Raw genomic sequence first — 21,864 nt, 5'->3', positions numbered from 1 at the left:
CGCAGCATCTCGCTCCTCTACCGGGGAGTGAATCCGTGGGCCGCGCCGCTGAGCGGGACTAGCATGCGGAAGGACAGGGCGGGGACGGACCCCGAACTGCCCGACCGCTCTGAGGAGCGATAAACGATGTTCGAGAGGTTCACCGACCGCGCGCGGCGGGTTGTCGTCCTGGCTCAGGAAGAAGCCCGGATGCTCAACCACAACTACATCGGCACCGAGCACATCCTCCTGGGTCTGATCCACGAGGGCGAGGGCGTCGCCGCCAAGGCCCTGGAGAGCCTCGGGATTTCCCTTGAGGCCGTGCGCCAGCAGGTCGAGGAGATCATCGGCCAGGGCCAGCAGGCCCCGTCCGGTCACATTCCCTTCACCCCCCGGGCGAAGAAGGTCCTGGAGCTGTCGCTCCGGGAGGCCCTGCAGCTCGGCCACAACTACATCGGCACCGAGCACATCCTGCTCGGCCTGATCCGCGAGGGCGAGGGCGTCGCCGCCCAGGTCCTGGTCAAGCTGGGTGCCGACCTCAACCGGGTGCGCCAGCAGGTCATCCAGCTGCTCTCCGGTTACCAGACCAGCGGCGGCAAGGAGTCGGCCACGGCCGGCGGGCCCGCCGAGGGCACCCCGTCGACCTCGCTGGTCCTGGACCAGTTCGGGCGCAACCTCACCCAGGCCGCCCGCGAGGCCAAGCTCGACCCGGTCATCGGGCGCGAGAAGGAGATCGAGCGGGTCATGCAGGTGCTGTCCCGCCGCACCAAGAACAACCCGGTCCTGATCGGTGAGCCCGGCGTCGGCAAGACCGCCGTGGTCGAGGGCCTGGCGCAGGCGATCGTCAAGGGCGAGGTCCCGGAGACGCTCAAGGACAAGCAGCTCTACACGCTGGACCTGGGCGCCCTGGTGGCCGGCTCGCGCTACCGCGGTGACTTCGAGGAGCGCCTCAAGAAGGTGCTCAAGGAGATCCGCACCCGCGGCGACATCATCCTGTTCATCGACGAGCTGCACACCCTGGTCGGCGCGGGCGCCGCCGAGGGCGCCATCGACGCCGCCAGCATCCTCAAGCCGATGCTGGCCCGCGGCGAGCTGCAGACCATCGGTGCCACCACCCTGGACGAGTACCGCAAGCACCTGGAGAAGGACGCCGCGCTGGAGCGCCGCTTCCAGCCGATCCAGGTCGCCGAGCCCTCGCTGCCGCACACCATCGAGATCCTCAAGGGTCTGCGCGACCGCTACGAGGCCCACCACCGGGTCTCCATCACGGACGCCGCCCTGGTCGCCGCCGCCACCCTGGCCGACCGGTACATCTCGGACCGCTTCCTGCCGGACAAGGCGATCGACCTGATCGACGAGGCCGGCTCCCGAATGCGCATCCGCCGGATGACCGCGCCGCCGGACCTGCGCGAGTTCGACGAGAAGATCGCCGACGTGCGCCGCGAGAAGGAGAGCGCGATCGACGCGCAGGACTTCGAGAAGGCCGCGTCCCTGCGCGACGACGAGAAGCAGCTCCTGCAGGCCAAGGCCAAGCGCGAGAAGGAGTGGAAGGCCGGCGACATGGACGTCGTCGCGGAGGTCAACGAGGAGCTCATCGCCGAGGTCCTGGCCACCGCCACCGGCATCCCGGTCTTCAAGCTGACCGAGGAGGAGACCTCCCGGCTGCTGCGCATGGAGGACGAGCTGCACAAGCGCGTCATCGGCCAGAAGGACGCCATCAAGGCGCTCTCCCAGGCCATCCGGCGCACCCGTGCGGGCCTCAAGGACCCGAAGCGCCCCGGCGGTTCGTTCATCTTCGCCGGCCCGTCCGGCGTCGGTAAGACCGAACTGTCCAAGACGCTCGCCGAGTTCCTCTTCGGCGACGAGGACGCGCTGATCGCGCTCGACATGTCCGAGTTCTCCGAGAAGCACACCGTCTCCCGGCTGTTCGGCTCCCCGCCCGGGTACGTGGGCTACGAGGAGGGCGGCCAGCTGACCGAGAAGGTCCGCCGCAAGCCGTTCTCGGTCGTCCTCTTCGACGAGGTCGAGAAGGCCCACCCGGACATCTTCAACTCGCTGCTGCAGATCCTGGAGGACGGTCGTCTGACCGACTCCCAGGGCCGCGTGGTCGACTTCAAGAACACCGTCATCATCATGACGACCAACCTCGGCACCCGGGACATCTCCAAGGGCTTCAACCTGGGCTTCGCGGCCACGGGTGACACCCAGACCGGGTACGAGCGGATGAAGGCGAAGGTCGGCGAGGAGCTCAAGCAGCACTTCCGCCCCGAGTTCCTGAACCGCGTCGACGACATCGTGGTGTTCCACCAGCTGTCCGAGGACGACATCATCCAGATCGTCGACCTGATGATCGACAAGGTGGACGAGCGGCTCAAGGACAAGGACATGGGCCTGGAGCTCAGCGTCGAGGCCAAGAAGCTGCTGGCCAAGCGCGGCTACGACCCCATCCTGGGTGCCCGTCCGCTGCGCCGCACCATCCAGCGCGAGATCGAGGACCACCTCTCCGAGAAGATCCTCTTCGGCGAGCTGCGGGCCGGCCACATCGTGGTCGTGGACGTGGACGGCGACGGCAAGGACGCCAAGTTCACCTTCCGCGGCGAGGAGAAGTCGGCCGTCGCGGACACCCCGGCCGCGGTCGCTTCGTCCGGTCCGGACCTGACGAAGTAGACCAACATTTAACAGACAACTTCACAGCCACGAGCCCCCGGCGTTCGCGCCGGGGGCTCGTTGCGTTCCGGGTTCCCTTGCAGGGCCCGGACCAGGCGTTCTCTGAGCGACCGTCAGCTGACATGAAATCGGCGAGCATAGCGCCGTGGCCATGTCAGGGTCAAGGTCTATCTTTTCCAGCTCCACTTCGGTCAAATGACGTCCACCTGTCTTTCATATTGGTTTACCGGGCCTTGGCCAAGAGTCAGCTCGGTCGGGGAGGGCGTCACAACGTTGAAGACCACCAGGAGAGCCGCAGCGGTCACCACCGCGGCGGCGGTCATAGTCACGCTCGGCGCGGGCCTGTTCCCGAGCAGCGCCGTCGCGGCCGGCTCGGCACCGGTTCCGAAGGACCCGGCCGAGGCCGTCCAGAACACCGAGCACAACATCCCGGGCCCGCTGACCGCCAAGGTCGACGCGGAGAAGAAGGCCGCCACCGAGCAGCTGCTCAACGGCACCGCCCAGGTCGAGCAGCACAACGGCAGCACCAGCGTGAAGCTCGGCAAGGACAAGTACGTCGAGCTCGCCCGTGAGCGCACGGACAAGATCTTCACGATCCTGGTCGACTTCGGCGACCAGGTCGACAACACCACCAAGACCGCCGACGGCAAGGTCAAGTACGGCGGCGACCCGGGCCCCAAGCACAACGAGATCGCAGCGCCCGACCGCGCCACGAACAACTCGACCGCCTGGCAGGCCGACTACAACCAGCAGCACTACCAGGACCTGTACTTCTCGAAGGACAAGCCCTCGCTGAAGACCTTCTACGAGAAGCAGTCCTCGGGCCGCTACTCGGTCGACGGCGTGGTCTCGGACTGGGTCCGGGTGCCGTGGAACGAGGCCCGGTACGGCTCCGACTACTGCGGCTCCAACGTCTGCCCGAGCGCCCAGGACCTGATCCGCGACGCCGTCGACATCTGGTACAAGGACCAGCTGGCGAAGGGTCAGACCGACGCCCAGGTCAAGGCGACGCTGGCCCAGTACGACCAGTGGGACCGCTACGGTTCGCACCACGACGGGAACTTCAACCAGCCCGACGGGTACATCGACCACTTCCAGATCGTGCACGCCGGTGAGGACAAGTCGGCCGGTGGCGGCAAGCAGGGCAGCAAGGCCCTGTGGGCGCACCGCTCGTACGTCTACGGCAACCTGACCGGCCAGGCCGGTCCGGACAACAACAAGCTCGGCGGCGTCCAGGTCGGCAACACCGGCCTCTGGATCGGCGACTACACGATGCAGCCGGAGAACGGCGGCCTCGGCGTCTTCGCGCACGAGTACGGCCACGACCTCGGTCTGCCGGACCTCTACGACACCGCCGGCAAGGGCATCGACAACTCGGTCGGCTTCTGGTCCCTGATGTCCTCCGGCTCCTGGCTCGGCGAGGGCAAGGACAGCATCGGCGACATGCCGAACGACCTCGACGCCTGGAGCAAGTACCAGCTCGGCTGGCTCAAGGCCGACCGCGCCAAGGCGGGCACCGAGTCGACCCACCACATCGGCCCGGTCGAGTACAACACCAACCTTCCGCAGGCGCTCATCGTCGACCTGCCGAAGAAGAGCATCACCACCGACATCAACAAGCCCTTCGCCGGCAACAACGAGTGGTGGAGCGGCAGCGCCGACAACCTGAACGTCACGCTGACCCGCGAGATCGACCTGACCGGCAAGACCAAGGCCAGCATCAACGCCAAGGCCTGGTACGAGCTGGAGCCGGACTTCGACTACGCCTTCGGCGAGGTCTCCACCGACGGTGGCAAGACCTGGACCGTGGTGGACGGCACCTGGAACGGCGCCGCCCTCCCGAAGGAGAACGGCCGCCCGGCCCTCAGCGGCCTCACCGCCGCCTGGGGCGACCTGTCGTTCAACCTGGACGCCTACGCCGGCAAGAAGATCCAGTTCCGCTACCACAACACCACTGACGGCGGTCTGCACTACCGCGGCTTCGCGGCGGACAACGTCGCCGTGGTCGCCGACGGCGCCACCGTGTTCAGCGACGACGTGGAGAACGGCGACAACGGCTGGACCGCCGCCGGCTTCACCCGCTTCGGCGGCTCGTACACCAAGGACTACGCGCAGTACTACATCGCGGAGAACAAGCAGTACGTGTCGTTCGACCAGACCCTCAAGACCGGCCCGTACAACTTCGGTTCGGCCGCCAAGCCCAACATGGTCGAGCACTACTCGTACCAGCCCGGCCTGCTGATCTGGTACTGGGACGAGTCGCAGACCGACAACAACGTCAGCGCCCACCCGGGCCACGGCCTGGTCCTGCCGGTCGACTCGCACCCGGCCCCGATCAAGTGGTCCGACGGCACCCTGATGCGTCCGCGCATGCAGGGCTTCGACTCGACCTTCGGTTCGCGCCGCGTCCCGGCGCTGACCCTGCACAAGGCCGACGTCGAGACCGTCATCCCGAAGTCCAAGGGCGTCGACGAGTTCAACGACCTGAAGTCCTGGTGGTCGAAGGACGACCAGTACGCCGGTGTGGACGTGCCGAAGACCGGCACCAGCATCGAGGTCGAGAACGAGTCCGCGAACTACCTGGAGACCTGGATCCGGGTCCGCCCGGTCGACAACTGATCGTCCTGACGGTCAGGCCGTGATCGCGCGGCACTGAGTTCTCCACGTCCGGCCCGCCCCCGCCACCGCGCGGGGGCGGGCCGGACGCATTTCCCGACGGCCGGCCCCGCCCGGGACGCCGGGCGCCGGGTGGCGCTGGTCACAGCGGTTCGGCGCGGTACGACCGGGCCTAGTAGTCGGCGGGACCGGACCGCGGCACGGACCCGGTCGGGCCTCGGCGATCCGATCTCATGATCATTACTCCGTCGGCCTGAATCCCCGGCACCACGCCGACTACACGGGGTAGTACATCGCCGGGTTTGGGGCTGCGCTCGGTGACGGTTAAAGCTGAGTGCTCCCCCGCGCAGCCGAACGCCCGACCGGGCGTTCCGTGCTGCCCCCGTACGACCGTGAGGTACGACCCGCGATGTCCAACGTCCCGCCCGTGGGGCCGGCCCTGCGCCGGCTCGCCGTCCGCGCGACGGCCCAGGCGGCCGTCTGGCAGCCGCGGATCACCCAGGCCCTCCGCAGCCGTGCCGTACCGCCGCTGCGCCTGCTCGCCACCCCCCGGCACGCCACCCTGCCGGGCAGCCGGCAGCGGACCGAGCGCGACCACGCGGTGGCCTCGGCCGGGGCGACCGCCGCGCTGCTGGCGGGCGTGCTGCTGATCGCCGCCCCGGGCAGCGCCTCGGCGCAGACCGTGCGGCCGACCACGCCGGGCAGCTCGGCGTTCACCGCCCCGCGGGCGGAGGTGCCCAACCCGGGCCTGGTGCAGGTGGCCGGCCCGAGCCCGTACAAGCTGCCGGACGACGCCGCCTCGGCGCAGGCCTTCGTGGCGGTGGCGCCCAACCTGCTGCCGCTCGACCCGGCGGCGGAGCCCGCGCCCGCCGAGCAGTCCGCCGAGCAGCCCGGCCCGCAGCCCGAGGCCGCACCGGCCCCCGCGCCCGCGCCGGACTGGTCGGCGCCGGCGCCGGACGCGCCCACCAGCAATCCGTTCGGCGTGGCCAACTCCGGGTACGCCGCCGGGTACCACACCGGGGTGGACTTCGCGGTCTCCCCCGGCACGCCGGTGCTGGCGGTCGGCGACGCGACCGTGGTCTCGGCCGGCTGGGACGGCGCGTACGGCAAGGAGGTCGTGCTGCGGCTGGCCGACGGGCACTTCGCGCAGTACGCGCACCTGTCGGCGGTCTCGGTGTCGGCCGGCGACCGGGTGCCGGCGGGCCGACGGGTCGGGCTGTCCGGGAACACCGGCAACTCCACCGGGCCGCACCTGCACTTCGAGATCCGCACCAGCAACCGCTACGGCGCGGTGGTCAACCCGATCGCCTACCTCTCCGGGCACGGCGTCACGGCGTTCTGAGGACCGCCGCTCAGTCCCGGGCGGGGTGGCCGATCCGGCTGCTGATCTCCAGCGAGACCTCGCGGGCCGCTTCGAGCGCCTCCTCCAGGTCCGCGGCCGGCAGCTTCTCGCCCCACACGTTCTCGGTGTCGCCGCAGTCGGAGGAGTCCTGCTTGAGCAGGAAGAACGCCGAGTGGGCGGTGAACAGCGCCATCGTCGCCCGCAGGCGGTCCCGGAACCCGGCGTCGGGCCCGTGCACCAGCTGCATCATGGTGATCACGCGCTCCCGGAAGGCCAGCCCGGCCGGGGACTCGCGCAGCGCGGGCTGGTTCTCGTGGAAGAAGCGCAGCAGCGGGGCCCGCTCGGTCATCCCGTCCGCGTAGCGCCGGATCATCTCGTCGCGCATCTCCGGGCTCCAGGCCTGCTGCTCCCGGCCCCACGCGATGATCTCGTCGATCGGCGCGGCCATCCGCTCGACGATGCCCAGGACGATGTCGTCCTTGGTCTTGAAGTGGTAGTACAGCGCGGCCTTGGTGACGCCCAGTCGGTCGGCGATCTCACGCAGCGAGGTCTGCTCGTAGCCCTGCTCCGAGAAGAGCTCCAACGACACCTCGATGATGCGAGCCCGGGTGTCGCTGCGGGGGCTGTGCGGAGTGCCCATGGCCTGCCTCGTTGACTGCGTCGGTGACTGCTGCGGTGACGGTCCTGCGGACCCGGGGTGGCGTCCGCCCCGGGCCCATTCTCCCTGCCCAGGCGCTCGGTCTTAAAACTGGCTTGACGACCGGCTAGTAAAAAGCCTACCGTGCCGACGATCGATAAACTAGCCGGGCGTCAAGTAAGTGATCCGCAACGCGGCGCGAGGCCCGTCCGAAACACCCTCCGGGAGACCCCACCCCATGTCACAGTCCAAGACCGCCGGCCCGGTACCGGAGGACAAGACGACCGAGGAGGAGCAGCCGCGGTCGCCCCGCGAGATCCGCCTCGTGATGGTCGGCTTGGTCGTCACGATGCTGCTGGCCATGCTCGACAACCTGATCGTCGGCACCGCGATGCCGACCATCGTCGGTGACCTCGGCGGTGCCGAGCACCTCTCCTGGGTGGTCACCGCCTACACCCTGGCCACCGCCGCCTCCACCCCGATCTGGGGCAAGCTCGGCGACCTCTACGGCCGCAAGGGCATCTTCCTGACCTCGATCGTGATCTTCCTGGTGGGCTCGGCGCTGTCCGGCCTGTCCCAGAACATGAACGAGCTGATCGGCTTCCGCGCCGTGCAGGGCCTCGGCGCCGGCGGTCTGATGGTCGGCGTCATGTCGATCATGGGTGCGCTCGTCCCGCCGCGTGACCGCGGCAAGTACCAGGGCATGTTCGCCGCCGTGATGGCCCTCGCCACCATCGGCGGCCCGCTGGTCGGCGGCTTCATCACCGACCACCTGAGCTGGCACTGGACCTTCTACATCAACCTGCCGCTCGGCCTGATAGCCCTCGCCGTGGTCGTCGTCACCCTCAAGCTGCCGAAGGTCACCAACACCGCCCGGATCGACTACCCGGGCGCCGTGCTGCTCACCGCGGGCATCACCTCCCTGGTGCTGATCACCACCTGGGGCGGCCAGCAGTACGCCTGGGGCTCCAAGGAGATCCTCGGCCTGGCCGCGCTCGCCGTCGCCTCGCTGATCGCCTTCTGCTACGTGGAGCAGCGGGCCCAGGAGCCGATGCTGCCGCTGAGCCTGTTCAAGAACCTGAACTTCACCCTGGTCTCGATCATCGGCTTCGTGGTCGGCTTCGTGATGTTCGGCTCGACCGTCTTCCTGCCGCTCTACCAGCAGATCGTCCAGGGCGCCTCGGCGACCAACTCCGGCCTGCTGCTGATGCCGATGATGTTCGGCATGCTGGTCGTCTCGCTGGTGGTCGGCCAGGCCGTCACCAAGACCGGCAAGTACCGGGTCTTCCCGATCATCGGCACCGTCGTGATGACCGCCGGCATGGTCCTGCTCTCCACCATGGGCGTCGGGACCAGCAGCTTCACCTCGGCCTGCTGGATGGTCGTGCTCGGCGCCGGCATGGGCTTCCTGATGCAGATCACCATGCTGGTCGCGCAGAACAGCGTCGAGCTCAAGGACATGGGCGTGGCCAGCTCCACCGCCACCCTGTTCCGCACCATCGGCGGTTCCTTCGGTGTCGCGCTGTTCGGCGCCCTGTTCAACAACCGGGTGAAGGACACCATGACCTCGCGCCTGGGCGAGCAGGCCTCCGCCGGCGGCGGGGCGAAGGACCCGGGCCAGATGAGCCCGGCCGAGCTGCGCAAGCTGCCCGAGGTCGTCCAGGACGCCTACCACCACGCGGTGTCCAACGGCATGCACACCGTCTTCCTGTGGGGCGCCGGGGTGGCCGTGATCGCCATCGCCGCCTCGCTGTTCCTGCGCGAGGTGCCGCTGCGCGGCGCCGGCAAGGGCGAGAAGGCGGCCGAGGCCTCGCTGGAGGCCGCGGCCGTCTGACGGCCCCCGCCCGCGTACGGCGCCCCCGGGAGAAGGGACTCCCGGGGGCGCCGCCGTGTCTACTGGGGCAGCCGGTAGACGCCCTGCTCGACCGGCTCGACCAGGCCGTCGGCGACCAGGCCGTCCAGTGCCCGGGCGCGCTGCACCGCGTCCGGCCAGACCGCGTCCAGCCGGGCCTGCGGGACGGTGCCGTGCGCCTCGCGCAGCACCGCGAGCAGCTTGCCGCGCACCTGGCGGTCGGTGCCCTCGTAGGTCTGGCCGCGCCGGGCCGGGCCCTCGTACGGCGGGCGGCCGGCCCGCTGCCAGGCGCAGACGGTGAACAGCGGGCACTCCCCGCACTCCGGGCCGCGGGCGGTGCAGACCAGGGCGCCCAGCTCCATCACGCCGACCGCCCAGGTGGCGGCCGTCCCGGCGTCGTCCGGCAGCAGCGCGGTCGCGGTCCGGCGCTCGGCGGCGGTGGTGGCGGTGGCCGGGTACTCGACGCCGGTCACCGCGCGGGCGAAGACCCGGCGGACGTTGGTGTCCAGCACCACGTGCCGCTGGCGGAAGGCGAAGGAGGCGACGGCGGCGGCGGTGTACTCCCCCACCCCGGGCAGCGAGAGCAGCGTGGCGTGGTCGTCCGGGACCTCCCCGCCGTGCTCCTCGGTGATCGCCGCGGCGGCCGCGTGCAGGCGCAGCGCGCGGCGCGGGTAGCCCAGCCGGCCCCACATCCGGACCGCCTCGCCGGGCGCCTCGGCGGCGAGGTCGGCGGGGGTGGGCCAGCGGGTCATCCAGGCCTGCCAGGCGGGCAGCACCCGCTTCACCGGGGTCTGCTGGAGCATGAACTCGCTCACCATGACGGCCCAGGGCGTCGCCTCGGGGGTCCGCCAGGGCAGGTCGCGCTTGCTCGCCTCGTACCAGTCGATGACGGTCGAGTGCAGCAACGGCAGGGGCAGGGGCGGCGCGGGGGCGGCTTCGGCGGCGGTGATGGCAGTCATGGCCCTTCGATCCTCCCACGGCGGTGCGGTCGGGCCGAAGCGGATGCGGGGGCTCCGGACGGACCGTTCTCCGTCGCTCTCTCCTCGGTTCCCGCCCGGGTATCCGGGTGAAAGGACTCCCTCGAACGGATCAAATGGCGGATCATGTGAAAGAAGGGGCGACTGTGCGGTGTTGGTGAGTCAATCGCCACACGCAGTCCCATAGAGTTTGATCGTGCCCTCTTTGCGTCAACCCGTGGGACCGCTGCCGGCCTCGATCTACTGGCGTCGGCGTGTCGTCGTGCTCGTCGCCGTCGCGGCGGTCGTCGCCCTGATCGCCTGGCTGATGACCGATCAGGGCGGGGGCGGTGACGACGGCTCATCGAGCAAGGCCGCGCAGCCCGTACCGTCCCAGAGCCAGACGCCCGCTCAGGCGATCACGCCCGGCGCCTCGCCGAGCGGCCCCGCGGCGCACCCGGCCGGCGGCGGCTCCGGCGGCGGGCCGGTGGCCAGCGGCGGCGGCAGCGAGGTCGGCCTCAGCGGCGGCGCCACGGGTGGCGGCGCCGGCGGCTCGGGCGGTGCCGGCGGGTCCGGCGGGTCCGGGGGCTCGGGCGGGGCGGGCGGTTCCGGCGGCGGCAGCCCCGCGCCCGGCGGTACCGGCGGCTCGGGCGGCGGCGCCCCGGCGGTGAACACCGCCGAGGTGATGGCGCTCCCGGTCTGCTCCTCCTCGCAGGTCGCCCTGGAGCTGGCCGGCACCCAGAACTCGTACCAGCCCAAGGACAAGCCCAAGCTGGCGCTCACGGTCAAGAACTCCTCCGGCGCCAACTGCCGGGTGGACCTGGGCCGCACCGCCTCCGTGATCACGGTCAGCAGCGGCAGCAACAACGACCGGGTCTGGTCCTCCGGCGACTGCCCGCCCGACAAGGGCAACATCTGGGTGCAGATCCCGGCGAACGGCAGCCAGACCGAGACCTTCACCTGGGACCGCAGCCGCAGCAAGCCGCAGTGCGCGACCGCCGACCAGAGCGCCCCGGCGAACGGGACGTACGTGGTGCTGGCGGAGCTCACCGGGCTCTCCGGCGACAAGGTGTCGGCCCGGACCTCGATCCGACTGGACAACTGAGCGTCCGTCACGTCCGCACGGAGCCCCCGGCCGCCGAGCGGTCGGGGGCTCCGCACGTCGGCCCGTCGGCCCGTCGGGGCCCGCGTCCCGGGACGCGGAACGGCCCCCGGGGAAGCGTTTCTCCGGGGGCCGTTCGTGGTCCGCTGCGCGTCCGGTCAGACGTAGCGCTCCAGGATGGACGATTCGGCAAGGCGGGACAGGCCCTCGCGGACCGAGCGGGCCCGGGTCTCGCCGACGCCCTCGACCGTCTGCAGGTCGTCGATGCTGGCCGCGAGCAGCTTCTGCAGGCCGCCGAAGTGCTCGACCAGGCGCTCTATCACCGTGTTGGGCAGGCGCGGGATCTTCGCCAGCAGGCGGTAGCCGCGCGGGGAGACGGCGGAGTCCAGGGACTCCGGCGTGCCGGAATAGCCGAGCGCCTTGGCGACCGTCTGCAGGTCCAGCAGCTCGGCGTGGGTGAGTGCCTCCAGGTCGGCCAGCACCTCGGTGACCGTGCGGCCCTTCTTGGCGGCGCGCTCCGGGAAGTAGTCCCGGGCGACCAGTTCGCGCTCCGGCTCCACACCGGCGATCAGCTCGTCGAGCTGGAGCGAGAGCAGGCGGCCGTCGATGCCGAGCTCCAGCACGTAGCCCGCGATCTCGGTGGCGATCAGCCGGACCATCTCCAGGCGCTGGGCCACGGCGGTGACGTCCCGGACCGTCACCAGGTCCTCGATCTCCAGGGCGGAGAGCGTACCGGCCACCTCGTCCAGGCGCAGCTTGTAGCGCTCCAGGGTAGCCAGCGCCTGGTTGGCGCGGGAGAGGACGGTGGTGGAGTCCTCCAGCACCCGGCGGGTGCCGTTGACGTACATGGCGATCAGCCGCATCGAGTGCGAGACCGCGACCACCGGGAAGCCGGTCTGCCGGTTGACCCGCTCGGCGGTGCGGTGGCGGGTACCGGTCTCGTCGGTGGGGATGGTGGAGTCCGGCATCAGGTGGACGCCGGCCCGGACGATCTTGGTGATGTCCTTGTCCAGCACCACGGCGCCGTCGAGCTTGCACAGCTCGCGCAGCCGGGTCGCGCTGAACTCGACGTCCAGGACGAAGCCGCCGGTGCACAGGGACTCGACGGTCCGGTCGAAACCCAGCACGATCAGGCCACCGGTGTTGGCCCGCAGGACCCGTTCCAGTCCGTCACGAAGCGCGGTACCGGGCGCGATGGCGGTGAGGGAGGCCCGCAGCAGGGCCTCCTCACGGGAGGCCTTGTCCGCCCCCCGGTCGCTGGCTGCCACGTGACTCCTCCGGTCGACCCCGTGCCGCGCGCCTCGCGCCGTGCGCCGGTCCGCGGTCTGTTGCTCTGTCGCTCAGTACCGCTCCGGTACTGCCTTCTGGCCAATGAGACTGGGGAAAGTCTAACTGCGTGCGGCTTCGGCAGGGCTTGGGTCAGCGGAGTTCGTCGGAGTCGAGCGGCTCCCAGCCGTCCATCAGCTCCTCCGGGTACGCCGGGACCCGGGGTGCGCGGGGCGCCAGCGGGGCCGACGGAGCCTCACCACGCGCCTCGGTACGGGCCTCACCACGGGCCTCGGAGCGCGGCTTGGCGGCGGCCCGGCGGCGGCCCGGGATGGCCCGCAGCGCCTCGCCGATGTCGGCCACCTCGACCACCTTCATGCCCGGCGGCACCTTGCCCGGGTCCGGCGGGACCAGGGCGTGGGTGAAGCCCAGCCGGTGCGCCTCGGCCAGCCGGCGCTGCACACCCGTCACCCGCCGCACCTCGCCCGCCAGGCCGACCTCACCGATCGCCACCAGGTTGCTGGGCAGCGGGGTGTCGGTGGAGGAGCTGGCCACCGCGAGCGCCACCGCGAGGTCCGCGGAGGGCTCGGTCAGCTTCACCCCGCCGACCGTCGCGGTGTAGATGTCCTGCTTGCCGAGCTTCACCCCGCCGTGCCGCTCGACCACGGCCAGGATCATCGCGATCCGGGGCGACTCCAGGCCCGAGGTGGTGCGCCGCGGGGAGGGGATCTGCGAATCCACCATCAGCGCCTGTACCTCGGCGACCAGCGGGCGCTTGCCCTCCAGGGTGACGGTGAGGCAGGTGCCCGGGACGGGCTTGTCACGCCTGGTCAGGAAGAGACCGGACGGGTCGGCCAGGCCGACGATGCCCTCGTCGTGCAGCTCGAAGCAGCCCACCTCGTCGGTGGCGCCGTAGCGGTTCTTGACCCCGCGGATGAGCCGCAGCCGGGCGTGCCGGTCACCCTCGAAGCTCAGCACCACGTCCACCAGGTGCTCCAGCAGGCGCGGACCGGCGATCTGGCCGTCCTTGGTGACGTGGCCGACCAGCAGGGTGGCCATGCCCCGATCCTTGGAGGCCCGGATCAGCGCGCCCGCCACCTCGCGGACCTGGGCCGGGCCGCCGGGGGCGCCGTCCAGCTCGGCGGAGGCGATGGTCTGCACCGAGTCGAGGATCAGCAGGCCGGGGTTGACCGCCTCGATGTGCCCCAGCACCGCGCCGAGGTCCTGCTCGGCGGCGAGGTAGAGGTGCTCGGAGAGGGCGTCGATCCGGTCGGCGCGCAGCCGGACCTGCCCGGCCGACTCCTCGCCGGTGACGTAGAGGGTGCGGTGCTGGGCGGTGGCCGCCTTGGCCGCGACGTCCAGCAGCAGGGTGGACTTGCCGACGCCGGGCTCGCCGGCCAGCAGCACCACCGCGCCGGGCACCAGGCCGCCGCCGAGCACCCGGTCCAGCTCCGGCACGCCCGTGGAGCGGGCCGTCGCCACCTGGCCGTCCACCTGGGCGATCGGCCGGGCGGGCGCGCTGACCGGGCCCGCGGCGGTGGTGCGGATCGGCACCGCGCCGTACTCCTCGACCGTGCCCCAGGCGTTGCACTCCGGGCAGCGGCCGACCCACTTGGGCAGCTGGTTGCCGCACTCGGTGCAGCGGTAGGCCGGGCGCGGCTTGGCGGTGGTCTTGGAACGCGGAGGCATGCGGCCCACGGTAGCGGCTGGGTGTGACAGCGGCGGACCACCGTCGGACCGGCCGCGCGCCCACACAGATGGGCGATGTTGTTACCCGAAAGAAGTACATACGCGGCGAACGGCGGGGACGGGCCGCCCGCTGCTCCTACCGTCGGACGGGTGACAACGCGAACTGTTGGGCCCGTCGGGGCTGCGGACGCCGTGCTCGCGGCGTACGACCGGCAGGTGGACGGCCTGTTCACCTACTGCCTCTCGGTGCTGTGCGAGCACGACGCGGCCGCCGGCGCCCTGCGCGAGGTCCGCGAACTGGCCCGGCGGCACGGCAACCGGCTGGCCGAGCCCGGACTGGTCCGGGCCTGGCTCTTCTCGCTGGCCCGGTACTGCTGCCTGCGGCGGCTCGCGGACGGGGCCTGCCCGGACGGCGGCACCGGCCCGGCTGACGGCACCGGCCCGGAAGCGGGTGCGGGGCCCGGGGCGGAGCCGACCGGGGCCGAGGCGGTCCGGCGGCGGCGCGAGCTGGCCTCGCTCGCCTGGCCGGAGGCGGCCGGTACGGACCCGGAGCAGCGCGAGGCGCTGGAACTCTCCGTCCGGCACCGGCTGACCCCGCTGGAGGTGGCGGCCGTCCTGGGCCTGCCGTTCGAGCGGACCCGGGCCCTGCTCGCCGCCGCCGAGGCCGAGGTGGCCCGGACCAGGGCGGCGCTGCTGGTGCTCGGGGTGGGCAGCTGCCCCGAGCTGGACCGGCTCGGCGGGGCCGGGGCCGAGTCCTGGCGGGACTGGGTGCTCGGCCCGGCGCTGCGGCGGGAACTGGTGCAGCACGTGGTGGACTGCCCGACCTGCCGGGGGACGGCGGAGCGGGTGGCCGCCGGCGGGGCGGCGGAGGGCGCGTCCGGGCTGTCGGGGCTGCCGCTGCTGACGGCACCGGCCGCGGTGGGCGGGGCGGTCCCGTCCCCGGTGGGCGCGGCGCAGCCCCCGACGGCGGCGGCCGGAGGGCGGCGGGGTGCCGTGGCGGCCGAGCCGGGGCTGCGCTTCGACCACGGCGGCTTCCCCCGGCACCGGGCGCCGGACGCGGGCCGGAGCCTGGCGGTCCGTCGGCGGGTGGTGACCACCGGGGTACTCGCGGCCGTCCTGGCGGCGCCGGTGGTGGCGCTCTGGGCCGGGCACCGGGGCGGCGCCGGGGCGGGGGCGGCGGCCTCGGTGTCGGCGGTGCGGGTGGACGGGGCCGGGTCGGACGCCGGGCAGCGGCCGCCGTGGTCGGCCGGGGTGGGCGCGGTCGCGGGGATGCCCGGGCTGGAGCTGGCGGGTGCGGGTGGCGGCGGGGCGGCCGGCGCGGGTGGCGGAAGCGGTGCAGAAACGTTGCTCCCTGGCTTTCCGCGGCTCACCCTGCAGGGGCCGCTGGTCCCGGTACCGGCCCACGGCGCGACCCCGCTCGGCAGCCCCGCCCTGGTCGCCGCCCCGGCCCCCGCGGTCGAACGGGCCTCCGCGCCGGGCACGGGCGACCCGGCGCCCGCCGGGCTGCTCACCGTCGAGGCCGGGGAGTACGGCAGCCGGACGGTGCTCACCCTCACCAACTCCGGCAGCACGGAGATCCGCTGGCACGCGGTGACGGACGCCGGCTGGCTCCGGCTCAGCCGCGACGCCGGGACGCTGGCGCCGGGACAGCGGATCACCGTGATCGTCACCGTGGACGAGGACCTCGCGCCCACCACCCACTGGACGGCCCGGATCGCGCTCCCGCCCTCCCAGGCGGTGGTCACCCTGGAGGGCGGGCCGCAGAACCGGGGCGGCTCCGCGTCCTCCTCGGCGGAGCCCTCGGCGGGGAGCTCGTCGCCGCCCTCGTCCGGGTCTTCCTCGGGGCCTTCCTCGGGGCCGTCGTCCTCGGGGCCCTCGTCGGCCCCCGCCTCGCCCTCCGCACCGGCGTCCCCCGCGACGACGGCCCCGCCGCAGCCCACCGCGACGCCGAGCCGGACGGTCCCGCCGTCGCCCTCCGGATCACCGAGCAGCGCCCCCGCGACCACGGCGTCTCCGACGGCCGGTGCCTCGCCGCACCCGACGGGGGCGGCGACGGGGCGCTGAGGGAGGCGGGCCGCACGGCCGCGGGGGGGGGGGGGGGGGGGGGGGGGGGGGGGGGGTTTTGGGGGGTGTGGGGGGGGGGGGGGGGGGGGGGGGGGGGGGGGGGGGGGGGGGGGGGGGGGGGGGGGGGGGGGGAGGGGGAGGGGGGGGGGGGGGGGGGGGGAGAGGAGGGGGGGGGGGGGGGGGGGGGGCCCCCCCCCCCCCCCCCCCCGGCCGCTCCGTCCGCTCACGCCAGGAGCTTGTCCTTGGCCTTCTGGTACTCCTCGTCGGAGATGGCGCCCCGCTCCTTCAGGTCCGCCAGTTTCGCCAGGTCCTCGACGTGGCCGCGGCCGCCGGTACCGCCCTCCGCGGGCGTTCCGGCCGCCGCGTCCCGGATGTAGGCCCGGACCGCCGCGTCGGTCTGCTGGGCCTGTTCGATGTCCCGCTTCCCCATGCCCTGGCCGCGGGCGATCAGGTAGGCGAGGATGCCGATCAGCGGCAGGATGATCACCAGGACCAGCCAGCCGGCCTTGCCCCAGCCGCTGAGGTCGTGGCTGCGGAAGATGTCGGTGATGATCTTGAACAGCAGGAAGAACCAGAGGATCCAGAGGAACAGCTCCAGCATCGTCCAGAAGATGTTGAGCACCGGGTAGTCCACGGCCAGCGACGCGGCCAACGAATAGGTGTCCATGGCCGAGTCATATCACCGCAAAACGGACACCGCTCTCTGCTGTTCGGCCGTTCCGGTGGTCTTCCGCCCCGACGGGAATATCCCGGACCGGGAGTGACCTCGTGCCGGGAGCCACCTCGGAGCAGGAGCCGCCTCGGAGCAGGAGCCCACCTCGCACCGGCGGCCACCTCGGACCGGGAGCGGCCTCAGCTCCGCCCGGCCCGCCGTCGCAGCTCGACCGCCAGCCCGATCAGCTCGCCCCACCAGGCGTCGTGCCCGCCGAGCAGCAGCCGCTGCGCCTCGGCGACCGGGACGGCCCGGACCTCGACCACCTGCTCGCCGTCCGCCGGGTTGGTCGGCGTGGAGTCCAGCTCGACCTCGCCCCAGCCCCACAGCCAGGCCTTGTCCGGGTGCGGCTGCCACGGCCGGTACGGCACCAGGTCCTCGGTGTGGCAGCGGTGCGCGCCCAGCCAGGCCGGCTCGCCGAGCAACCGGGCGCCGGCCTCCTCGCGCAGCTCCCGCGCCAGGCAGTCGGCCACGGACTCGTCCTTCTCCCGGGTGCCGCCGGGCAGGAACCAGTGGTTCCGGTCGTCCCGGCAGAGCACCACGCCACCGTCCGCGAATCCGACCAGGTGGATGTTGGTGACCAGCTCGTCCGGCGGCAGCACGGTGGAGAACTGCGCGTCGTAGCGCCCCCAGGCCCAGTACTGCGGCGCGTGCAACGCCGGGAACAGGGCGGCGAGTTCGGCGGCTCTGGCGGAGGTGTCGGTGTCGGTGCGGTCCGTGGTGTCTGTCATTCCGTGATCGTAGTGCCGGCCGGGAAACGGCAGGGGGCGGCCTGGTGGACGAGGGCGATGTCGGAGGTGGAGATGGCGCGCGGGCGTCGGCGCACCGGTTCGACCGGGGTGTCGGCCCAACTGCCGAGGGAGATCTCGGCGGTGATGCCCGGTCCGAAGCCGGCGATCAGGCCGGTGGTGCCCTCGGCGACGCCGCCGTCGGCGAACAGCCGGGCCAGGGCGTCGAAGACGACGGCGCTGGCGATGTTGCCGCGCTCGGTCAGCGTGGCCCGGCTGTAGCGGAAGGTCGAGGGCTCCAGGTTGAGGAAGTGGCAGAGGTCGTCCAGGATGCGCGGGCCGCCGGCGTGCACGACGTAGAAGCCGAGTCCGGAGACGTCCCAGCCGTGCTGCCCGGCCAGGGTGCGCAGCGCGGGGGCGAGCATCTCCATGGTGCCGGGCACCCGCTTGTCCAGTTGGAAGTGGAAGCCGGTGTCCTTGACCCCGTACGAGATCCAGCCCTCGGTGTCCGGGACGAGGTGCGAGCCGTTGCGCTCGACGTGCACCCCGCGGCCGCCCCGGCCGCGCATCACCACGGCGGCGACGGCGTCCCCGAACAGGCCGTTGGAGAGCAGCGAGCCGACTTCGAGGTCGCTCGGCTGGTAGCAGAGCGAGCAGAACTCGCAGGCGACGATGAGCACGTTGGCGCCCGGGTAGGCGCGGCAGAAGTCGTGGGCGCGGTTGACGGCGGCGCCGCCGGCCGCGCAGCCGAGCTGGGCGATCGGCACCTGGCGGGTGTCGGAGCGGAAGCCCATGGTGTTGATCAGCCAGGCGGTCATCGACGGCATCATGAAGCCGGTGCAGGACACGTAGATGATCAGGTCGATGTCCTGGGCGCCCAACTCGGCGTGGGCGAGCGCGCGTTCGACCACCTCGGGGACGCGGCGCTTGGCCTCCCGCTCGTACACCTGGTTGCGGTGGGTGAAGCCCGGGTGGGTGAGGGTCTGCTCGATCGGCTGGACCAGGTGCCTGGTGCGCACCCCGGTGTTCTCGATCAGCCGCAGGGCCAGGCCGAGTTGGGGGTGCCCGGCGTGCAGGGTGCGGGCCAGGTCGAGGGTCTCGTCGAGGGTGATGACGTGCTCGGGCACGGCGACGGCGGGGCGGCAGAGTGTGGCCATGGGTGTGGGTCTCCCCGGTGCGGGAACGGTGTGTCGAGGGGAGCGGGCTACCAGGCGACCGGCAGGGTCTGCGGGAAGCGCCAGATCGAGCCGGATTCCCAGTCGAGTTCGGCCGGGTCGACGGCCAGCCGCAGCCCGGGGAAGCGGCGCAGCAGGGTGCCGATCGCGACCTGGAGCTCCATCAGGGCGAGGTGCGAGCCGAGGCAGCGGTGCTGGCCGTGGCCGAAGGCCATGTTGACGGGCCCGTCGGTGCGGTCCAGGCGCAGCTCGTCGGGGTGTTCGTAGGCGGCCGGGTCGCGGTTGGCGGTGAGGTAGGAGACGTGCACGGCCTCGCCGGCCCGGATCAGCTCGCCGCCGAGCTCGACGTCCTCGGTGGCGATCCGGGCGATGCCGGGGCCCTGGCGGAACGGGATGAAGCGCAGCAGCTCCTCCAGGGCGCGGGGCAGGTCCTGGGGCCGGGCCCGCAGCGCGGCGAGCTGCTCGGGGTGGGTGAGCAGGGTGTAGGTGATGTTGCTCAGCTGGTAGGTGCTGGTGTCGTGGCCGGTGACCAGCAGGACCATCGCCATGACGGCCAGTTCGTCCGGGTCGAGCAGGTCCTCGCCGTCGCGGGCGGTGGCGAGCGCGCTGATCAAGTCCTCGCCGGGGTGGGCCCGGCGTTCGGCGGTGAGCTCGGTGAAGTAGGCGCGCAGGCCGGCCTTGGCCTCCTCCTGGCCCTCGCGGCTGCCGGGGCCCATCCGCATCATCGCGACCGCCCGTGCGCGCAGCTGGTCGCGGTCCGGTCCGGGGATCTCCAGCAGCTCGCAGATGGTGTGGAGCGGGAGCCGGGCGGAGAGGAAGTGCGCGAGGTCGGCGGGGGCGCCGTGCTCGACCATCTCGTCGAGGAAGCCGTCGACGATGGCCTGCGTCCGGGGGCGCATCCGCTCGACCTGGCGATTGGTGAACCCCTGGGCGACCAGGCGGCGCAGCCGGTTGTGCTCGGGCGGGTCCATCAGGTTGATGGACTCGGCCTGGGCGATGGTGGCGGGCGTCATCCGCGGCAGGTCGCGGCCGATGCCCGCGGCGCGGCTGAACCGGCGGTCGGTGGTGACCAGTTTGACGTCCTCGTAGCGGGTGGCCAGCCAGGCCTCGCCCGCGCCGTGGGGCAGTCGGACCCTGGCGATCGGGGCCTCGGTGAGCAGCCGCTTGAGGAGGGGGTCGAACTCCAGGCCGTCGGTGTGGTGGAAGGGGCAGTCCCACACGGGGGTGGTGGTGGTCACGGGCCTGTCCAATGGTCTTCGTCCTGCGGGTGGTGCCGCGCGGACGGTGTTCGTCGCTCCGGTCGCGGATACGCAGATGCTCCCCCATGGACTGGCAAAAATGTGAATCCTTCGAGCGGTTCCCCCTAATGAGTGAGCTACCTGATTGTCATGCGAATCATCGTGACGGGTAAGGGAATTGACGGTCAGTCGTTCGCACCCGGTGCGACCAGTCCGGTCTCGTAGGCGAGCACCACCGCCTGGGCCCGGTCGCGCAGGTTCAACTTGGCGAAGATCCGGGCCACGTGGGTCTTCACGGTCGACTCGCTCAGGGTCAGTTCGACCGCCAACTCGCCGTTGGACAGGCCGCGTCCGAGCAGGCCGAGCACCTCCACCTCGCGCGGGGTGAGCGGTGCGAGGTCGCGGTGCGGCCGCGGCGCGTCGGCGCCGCGCGCGGCGGGGTGCGGGGCGCCGGCCGCGAAGCGCTCCACCAGCCGGCGGGTGATCGACGGGGCGAGCAGGGCGTCCCCGGTGTCCACCAGCCGTACGGCGGCGGCGAGGTGGGCCGAGGTGACGTCCTTGAGCAGGAAGCCGCTGGCGCCGGCGGACAGCGCCGCGTAGACGTAGTGGTCCAGGTCGAAGGTGGTCAGCATGATGACCCGGCAGCCGGGCACCGCGGCCAGGATCCGGCGGGCCGCCTCCAGGCCGTCCATGGTCGGCATCCGGATGTCCAGCAGGGCCACGTCCGGCCGGTGCAGGGTGGCGGCGGCCACCGCCTCGGCGCCGTCGCCGGCCTCGGCGACCACGTCGATGCCGCGCGCGGTGAGGATCATCCGGAAACCGGTGCGGACCAGCTCCTGGTCGTCGGCGATCACCACCCGGGGGCGGCGCTGCTCGGTCTGCTCCACGGTGCCCTCCAGCGCGTTCACGGTGCCCTCCCGGGCGTTCACGGTGCCCTCCCGGGTGTTCACGGCCGGTCCAGCGGGTACGGCCGGTCCAGCGGGATGCGGGCGCGGACCCGGTAGCCGCCGCCGAGCCGGCGCCGGGCGTCCAGGTCCCCGCCGTACACGGCGACCCGCTCGCGCAGGCCGATCAGTCCGCGCCCGGCGCCGTCCGCCCGCCGGAGGGCCGGAGCGGGGGCGGGCCTGCCGGAGAGCACGCTCGGGCCGCTGTTCAGCACCTCCACCCGCAGGTAGTGGTCCGCGTACCGCACCGTCACCTCCGCCGTCACCCCGTCCCCGTGCTTGAGCGCGTTGGTCAGCGCCTCCTGGACGATCCGGTATGCCGTCACGTCGACGCCGCCGGGCAGCGGCCGCGGCTCGCCGGAGACCCGCACCTCCACCGGCAGCCCGGCGAAGGCGAAGCGGTCGATCAGCGGGCTCAGCCGGCCGAGGCTCGGCTGCGGCGCGAAGCCGTCGAGCTCCGGCTCCTCGCTGCCGTCGGCGGCCGGGGCGAGCAGGCCCAGCAGGTGCCGCAGCTCCGTCATGGCGTCCCGCCCGGCGGCCTCGACCGCGCCCATCGCGGCCGCCGCCTCCTCCGGCATGGTGGCCAGCACCTCGCGGGCGGCCCCGGCCTGCACCACCATCAGGCTCACGTTGTGGCTGACGATGTCGTGCAACTCGGCGGCGATCCGCGCCCGTTCGGCGTCCACGGCGGCGCTCGCGGCGCTCTCCCGCTCGCGCTCCAGCAGCCAGCCGCGCTCGCCGATGGCCGTCCGGTACAGCCGCCGCGCCCGTACCAGCGCGACGCCCAGCCAGCCGGCGCCCGCGCAGGCGGTGCCCGCCGTCGCGACCGCGATCCAGTCCGTTCCAGTTCCCCACACGGCGCCAGCCTCCCAGGCCGGAGCTTGATCGACATCATCC

General features: G+C 72.4%; 16 protein-coding genes. 6 read left to right on the top strand and 10 right to left on the bottom strand.

Going from position 1 to position 21,864, the window contains the following annotated elements:
- Nucleotides 1–126 precede the first annotated feature (126 nt).
- From ACZ58X_RS05850 to ACZ58X_RS05840, 3 genes are all read left to right on the top strand, one after another.
- Entirely contained in the window at nucleotides 127–2,646 is a 2,520-nt protein-coding gene (locus ACZ58X_RS05850) for an ATP-dependent Clp protease ATP-binding subunit (RefSeq protein WP_470332456.1), read from the top strand.
- Nucleotides 2,647–2,919: 273 nt separating this feature from the next.
- Nucleotides 2,920–5,265: an immune inhibitor A domain-containing protein gene (locus tag ACZ58X_RS05845; protein WP_470332455.1), complete on the top strand. Its 2,346-nt coding sequence runs from the start codon at nucleotides 2,920–2,922 to the stop codon at nucleotides 5,263–5,265.
- A gap of 406 nt (nucleotides 5,266–5,671) precedes the next feature.
- Nucleotides 5,672–6,604, top strand: coding sequence for a M23 family metallopeptidase (locus tag ACZ58X_RS05840; protein WP_470332454.1), 933 nt, complete (start codon nucleotides 5,672–5,674; stop codon nucleotides 6,602–6,604).
- A 10-nt stretch (nucleotides 6,605–6,614) separates the two neighbouring features.
- Here the strand turns inward: ACZ58X_RS05840 and ACZ58X_RS05835 are convergent, their stop codons facing one another.
- Nucleotides 6,615–7,244, bottom strand: a complete 630-nt coding sequence (locus ACZ58X_RS05835; RefSeq protein ID WP_470332453.1) for a TetR/AcrR family transcriptional regulator — start codon at nucleotides 7,242–7,244, stop codon at nucleotides 6,615–6,617.
- A gap of 235 nt (nucleotides 7,245–7,479) precedes the next feature.
- Between ACZ58X_RS05835 and ACZ58X_RS05830 the strand changes: the two genes are divergently transcribed.
- Nucleotides 7,480–9,075 (top strand): MDR family MFS transporter, encoded by a 1,596-nt coding sequence (locus ACZ58X_RS05830; protein ID WP_470332452.1) that lies wholly within the window; start codon nucleotides 7,480–7,482, stop codon nucleotides 9,073–9,075.
- 59 nt (nucleotides 9,076–9,134) lie between these two features.
- On the opposite strand, the gene ACZ58X_RS05825 is transcribed toward ACZ58X_RS05830, so the two are convergent.
- Nucleotides 9,135–10,052, bottom strand: coding sequence for an HhH-GPD family protein (locus ACZ58X_RS05825; RefSeq protein WP_470332451.1), 918 nt, complete (start codon nucleotides 10,050–10,052; stop codon nucleotides 9,135–9,137).
- A gap of 235 nt (nucleotides 10,053–10,287) precedes the next feature.
- Here ACZ58X_RS05825 and ACZ58X_RS05820 point away from each other — a divergent pair, with 235 nt between their 5' ends.
- Nucleotides 10,288–11,154 (top strand): hypothetical protein, encoded by an 867-nt coding sequence (locus tag ACZ58X_RS05820; RefSeq protein ID WP_470332450.1) that lies wholly within the window; start codon nucleotides 10,288–10,290, stop codon nucleotides 11,152–11,154.
- A 155-nt stretch (nucleotides 11,155–11,309) separates the two neighbouring features.
- Here the strand turns inward: ACZ58X_RS05820 and disA are convergent, their stop codons facing one another.
- On the bottom strand, nucleotides 11,310–12,368 hold the full coding sequence (gene disA / locus ACZ58X_RS05815) for a DNA integrity scanning diadenylate cyclase DisA (protein WP_470332736.1): 1,059 nt from the start codon (nucleotides 12,366–12,368) through the stop codon (nucleotides 11,310–11,312).
- 202 nt (nucleotides 12,369–12,570) lie between these two features.
- Nucleotides 12,571–14,106: a DNA repair protein RadA gene (radA, locus tag ACZ58X_RS05810; RefSeq protein WP_470332449.1), complete on the bottom strand. Its 1,536-nt coding sequence runs from the start codon at nucleotides 14,104–14,106 to the stop codon at nucleotides 12,571–12,573.
- A 150-nt stretch (nucleotides 14,107–14,256) separates the two neighbouring features.
- Between radA and ACZ58X_RS05805 the strand changes: the two genes are divergently transcribed.
- Nucleotides 14,257–16,170, top strand: coding sequence for a BACON domain-containing protein (locus ACZ58X_RS05805; protein WP_470332448.1), 1,914 nt, complete (start codon nucleotides 14,257–14,259; stop codon nucleotides 16,168–16,170).
- A gap of 223 nt (nucleotides 16,171–16,393) precedes the next feature.
- Here the strand turns inward: ACZ58X_RS05805 and ACZ58X_RS05800 are convergent, their stop codons facing one another.
- The 6 genes from ACZ58X_RS05800 to ACZ58X_RS05775 form a co-directional block, all read right to left on the bottom strand.
- Entirely contained in the window at nucleotides 16,394–16,837 is a 444-nt protein-coding gene (locus ACZ58X_RS05800; protein ID WP_470332447.1) for an SHOCT domain-containing protein, read from the bottom strand.
- 185 nt (nucleotides 16,838–17,022) lie between these two features.
- Nucleotides 17,023–17,613 carry an NUDIX domain-containing protein gene (locus ACZ58X_RS05795; RefSeq protein WP_470332446.1) on the bottom strand — a complete coding sequence of 197 codons (591 nt, stop codon included), beginning with the start codon at nucleotides 17,611–17,613 and terminating at the stop codon, nucleotides 17,023–17,025.
- Nucleotides 17,610–18,767, bottom strand: a complete 1,158-nt coding sequence (locus ACZ58X_RS05790) for a type III polyketide synthase (RefSeq protein WP_470332445.1) — start codon at nucleotides 18,765–18,767, stop codon at nucleotides 17,610–17,612. Before ACZ58X_RS05790 ends, ACZ58X_RS05795 begins: the two co-directional genes overlap by 4 nt.
- Before the next feature lie 47 nt (nucleotides 18,768–18,814).
- Nucleotides 18,815–20,023 (bottom strand): cytochrome P450, encoded by a 1,209-nt coding sequence (locus tag ACZ58X_RS05785; RefSeq protein ID WP_470332444.1) that lies wholly within the window; start codon nucleotides 20,021–20,023, stop codon nucleotides 18,815–18,817.
- Nucleotides 20,024–20,208: 185 nt separating this feature from the next.
- On the bottom strand, nucleotides 20,209–20,910 hold the full coding sequence (locus ACZ58X_RS05780) for a response regulator (RefSeq protein ID WP_470332735.1): 702 nt from the start codon (nucleotides 20,908–20,910) through the stop codon (nucleotides 20,209–20,211).
- Between the two features lie 59 nt (nucleotides 20,911–20,969).
- Nucleotides 20,970–21,824, bottom strand: coding sequence for a sensor histidine kinase (locus tag ACZ58X_RS05775; protein ID WP_470332443.1), 855 nt, complete (start codon nucleotides 21,822–21,824; stop codon nucleotides 20,970–20,972).
- Nucleotides 21,825–21,864 lie beyond the last annotated feature (40 nt).

The sequence above is a fragment of the Kitasatospora sp. NPDC040550 genome (assembly GCF_055594965.1).
The sequence above is the reverse complement of the archived record's forward strand: the minus strand, read 5'-3'. Positions and strand labels throughout refer to the sequence as shown.

Coding starts and splice junctions, on each gene's coding strand:
- ACZ58X_RS05840 (WP_470332454.1), top strand. CDS start 5,672: ATGTCCAACGTCCCGCCCGTGGGGCCGGCCCTGCGCCGGCTCGCCGTC.
- ACZ58X_RS05790 (WP_470332445.1), bottom strand. CDS start 18,767: ATGGCCACACTCTGCCGCCCCGCCGTCGCCGTGCCCGAGCACGTCATC.
- ACZ58X_RS05835 (WP_470332453.1), bottom strand. CDS start 7,244: ATGGGCACTCCGCACAGCCCCCGCAGCGACACCCGGGCTCGCATCATC.
- ACZ58X_RS05795 (WP_470332446.1), bottom strand. CDS start 17,613: ATGACAGACACCACGGACCGCACCGACACCGACACCTCCGCCAGAGCC.
- ACZ58X_RS05825 (WP_470332451.1), bottom strand. CDS start 10,052: ATGACTGCCATCACCGCCGCCGAAGCCGCCCCCGCGCCGCCCCTGCCC.
- ACZ58X_RS05800 (WP_470332447.1), bottom strand. CDS start 16,837: ATGGACACCTATTCGTTGGCCGCGTCGCTGGCCGTGGACTACCCGGTG.
- ACZ58X_RS05850 (WP_470332456.1), top strand. CDS start 127: ATGTTCGAGAGGTTCACCGACCGCGCGCGGCGGGTTGTCGTCCTGGCT.
- radA (WP_470332449.1), bottom strand. CDS start 14,106: ATGCCTCCGCGTTCCAAGACCACCGCCAAGCCGCGCCCGGCCTACCGC.
- ACZ58X_RS05830 (WP_470332452.1), top strand. CDS start 7,480: ATGTCACAGTCCAAGACCGCCGGCCCGGTACCGGAGGACAAGACGACC.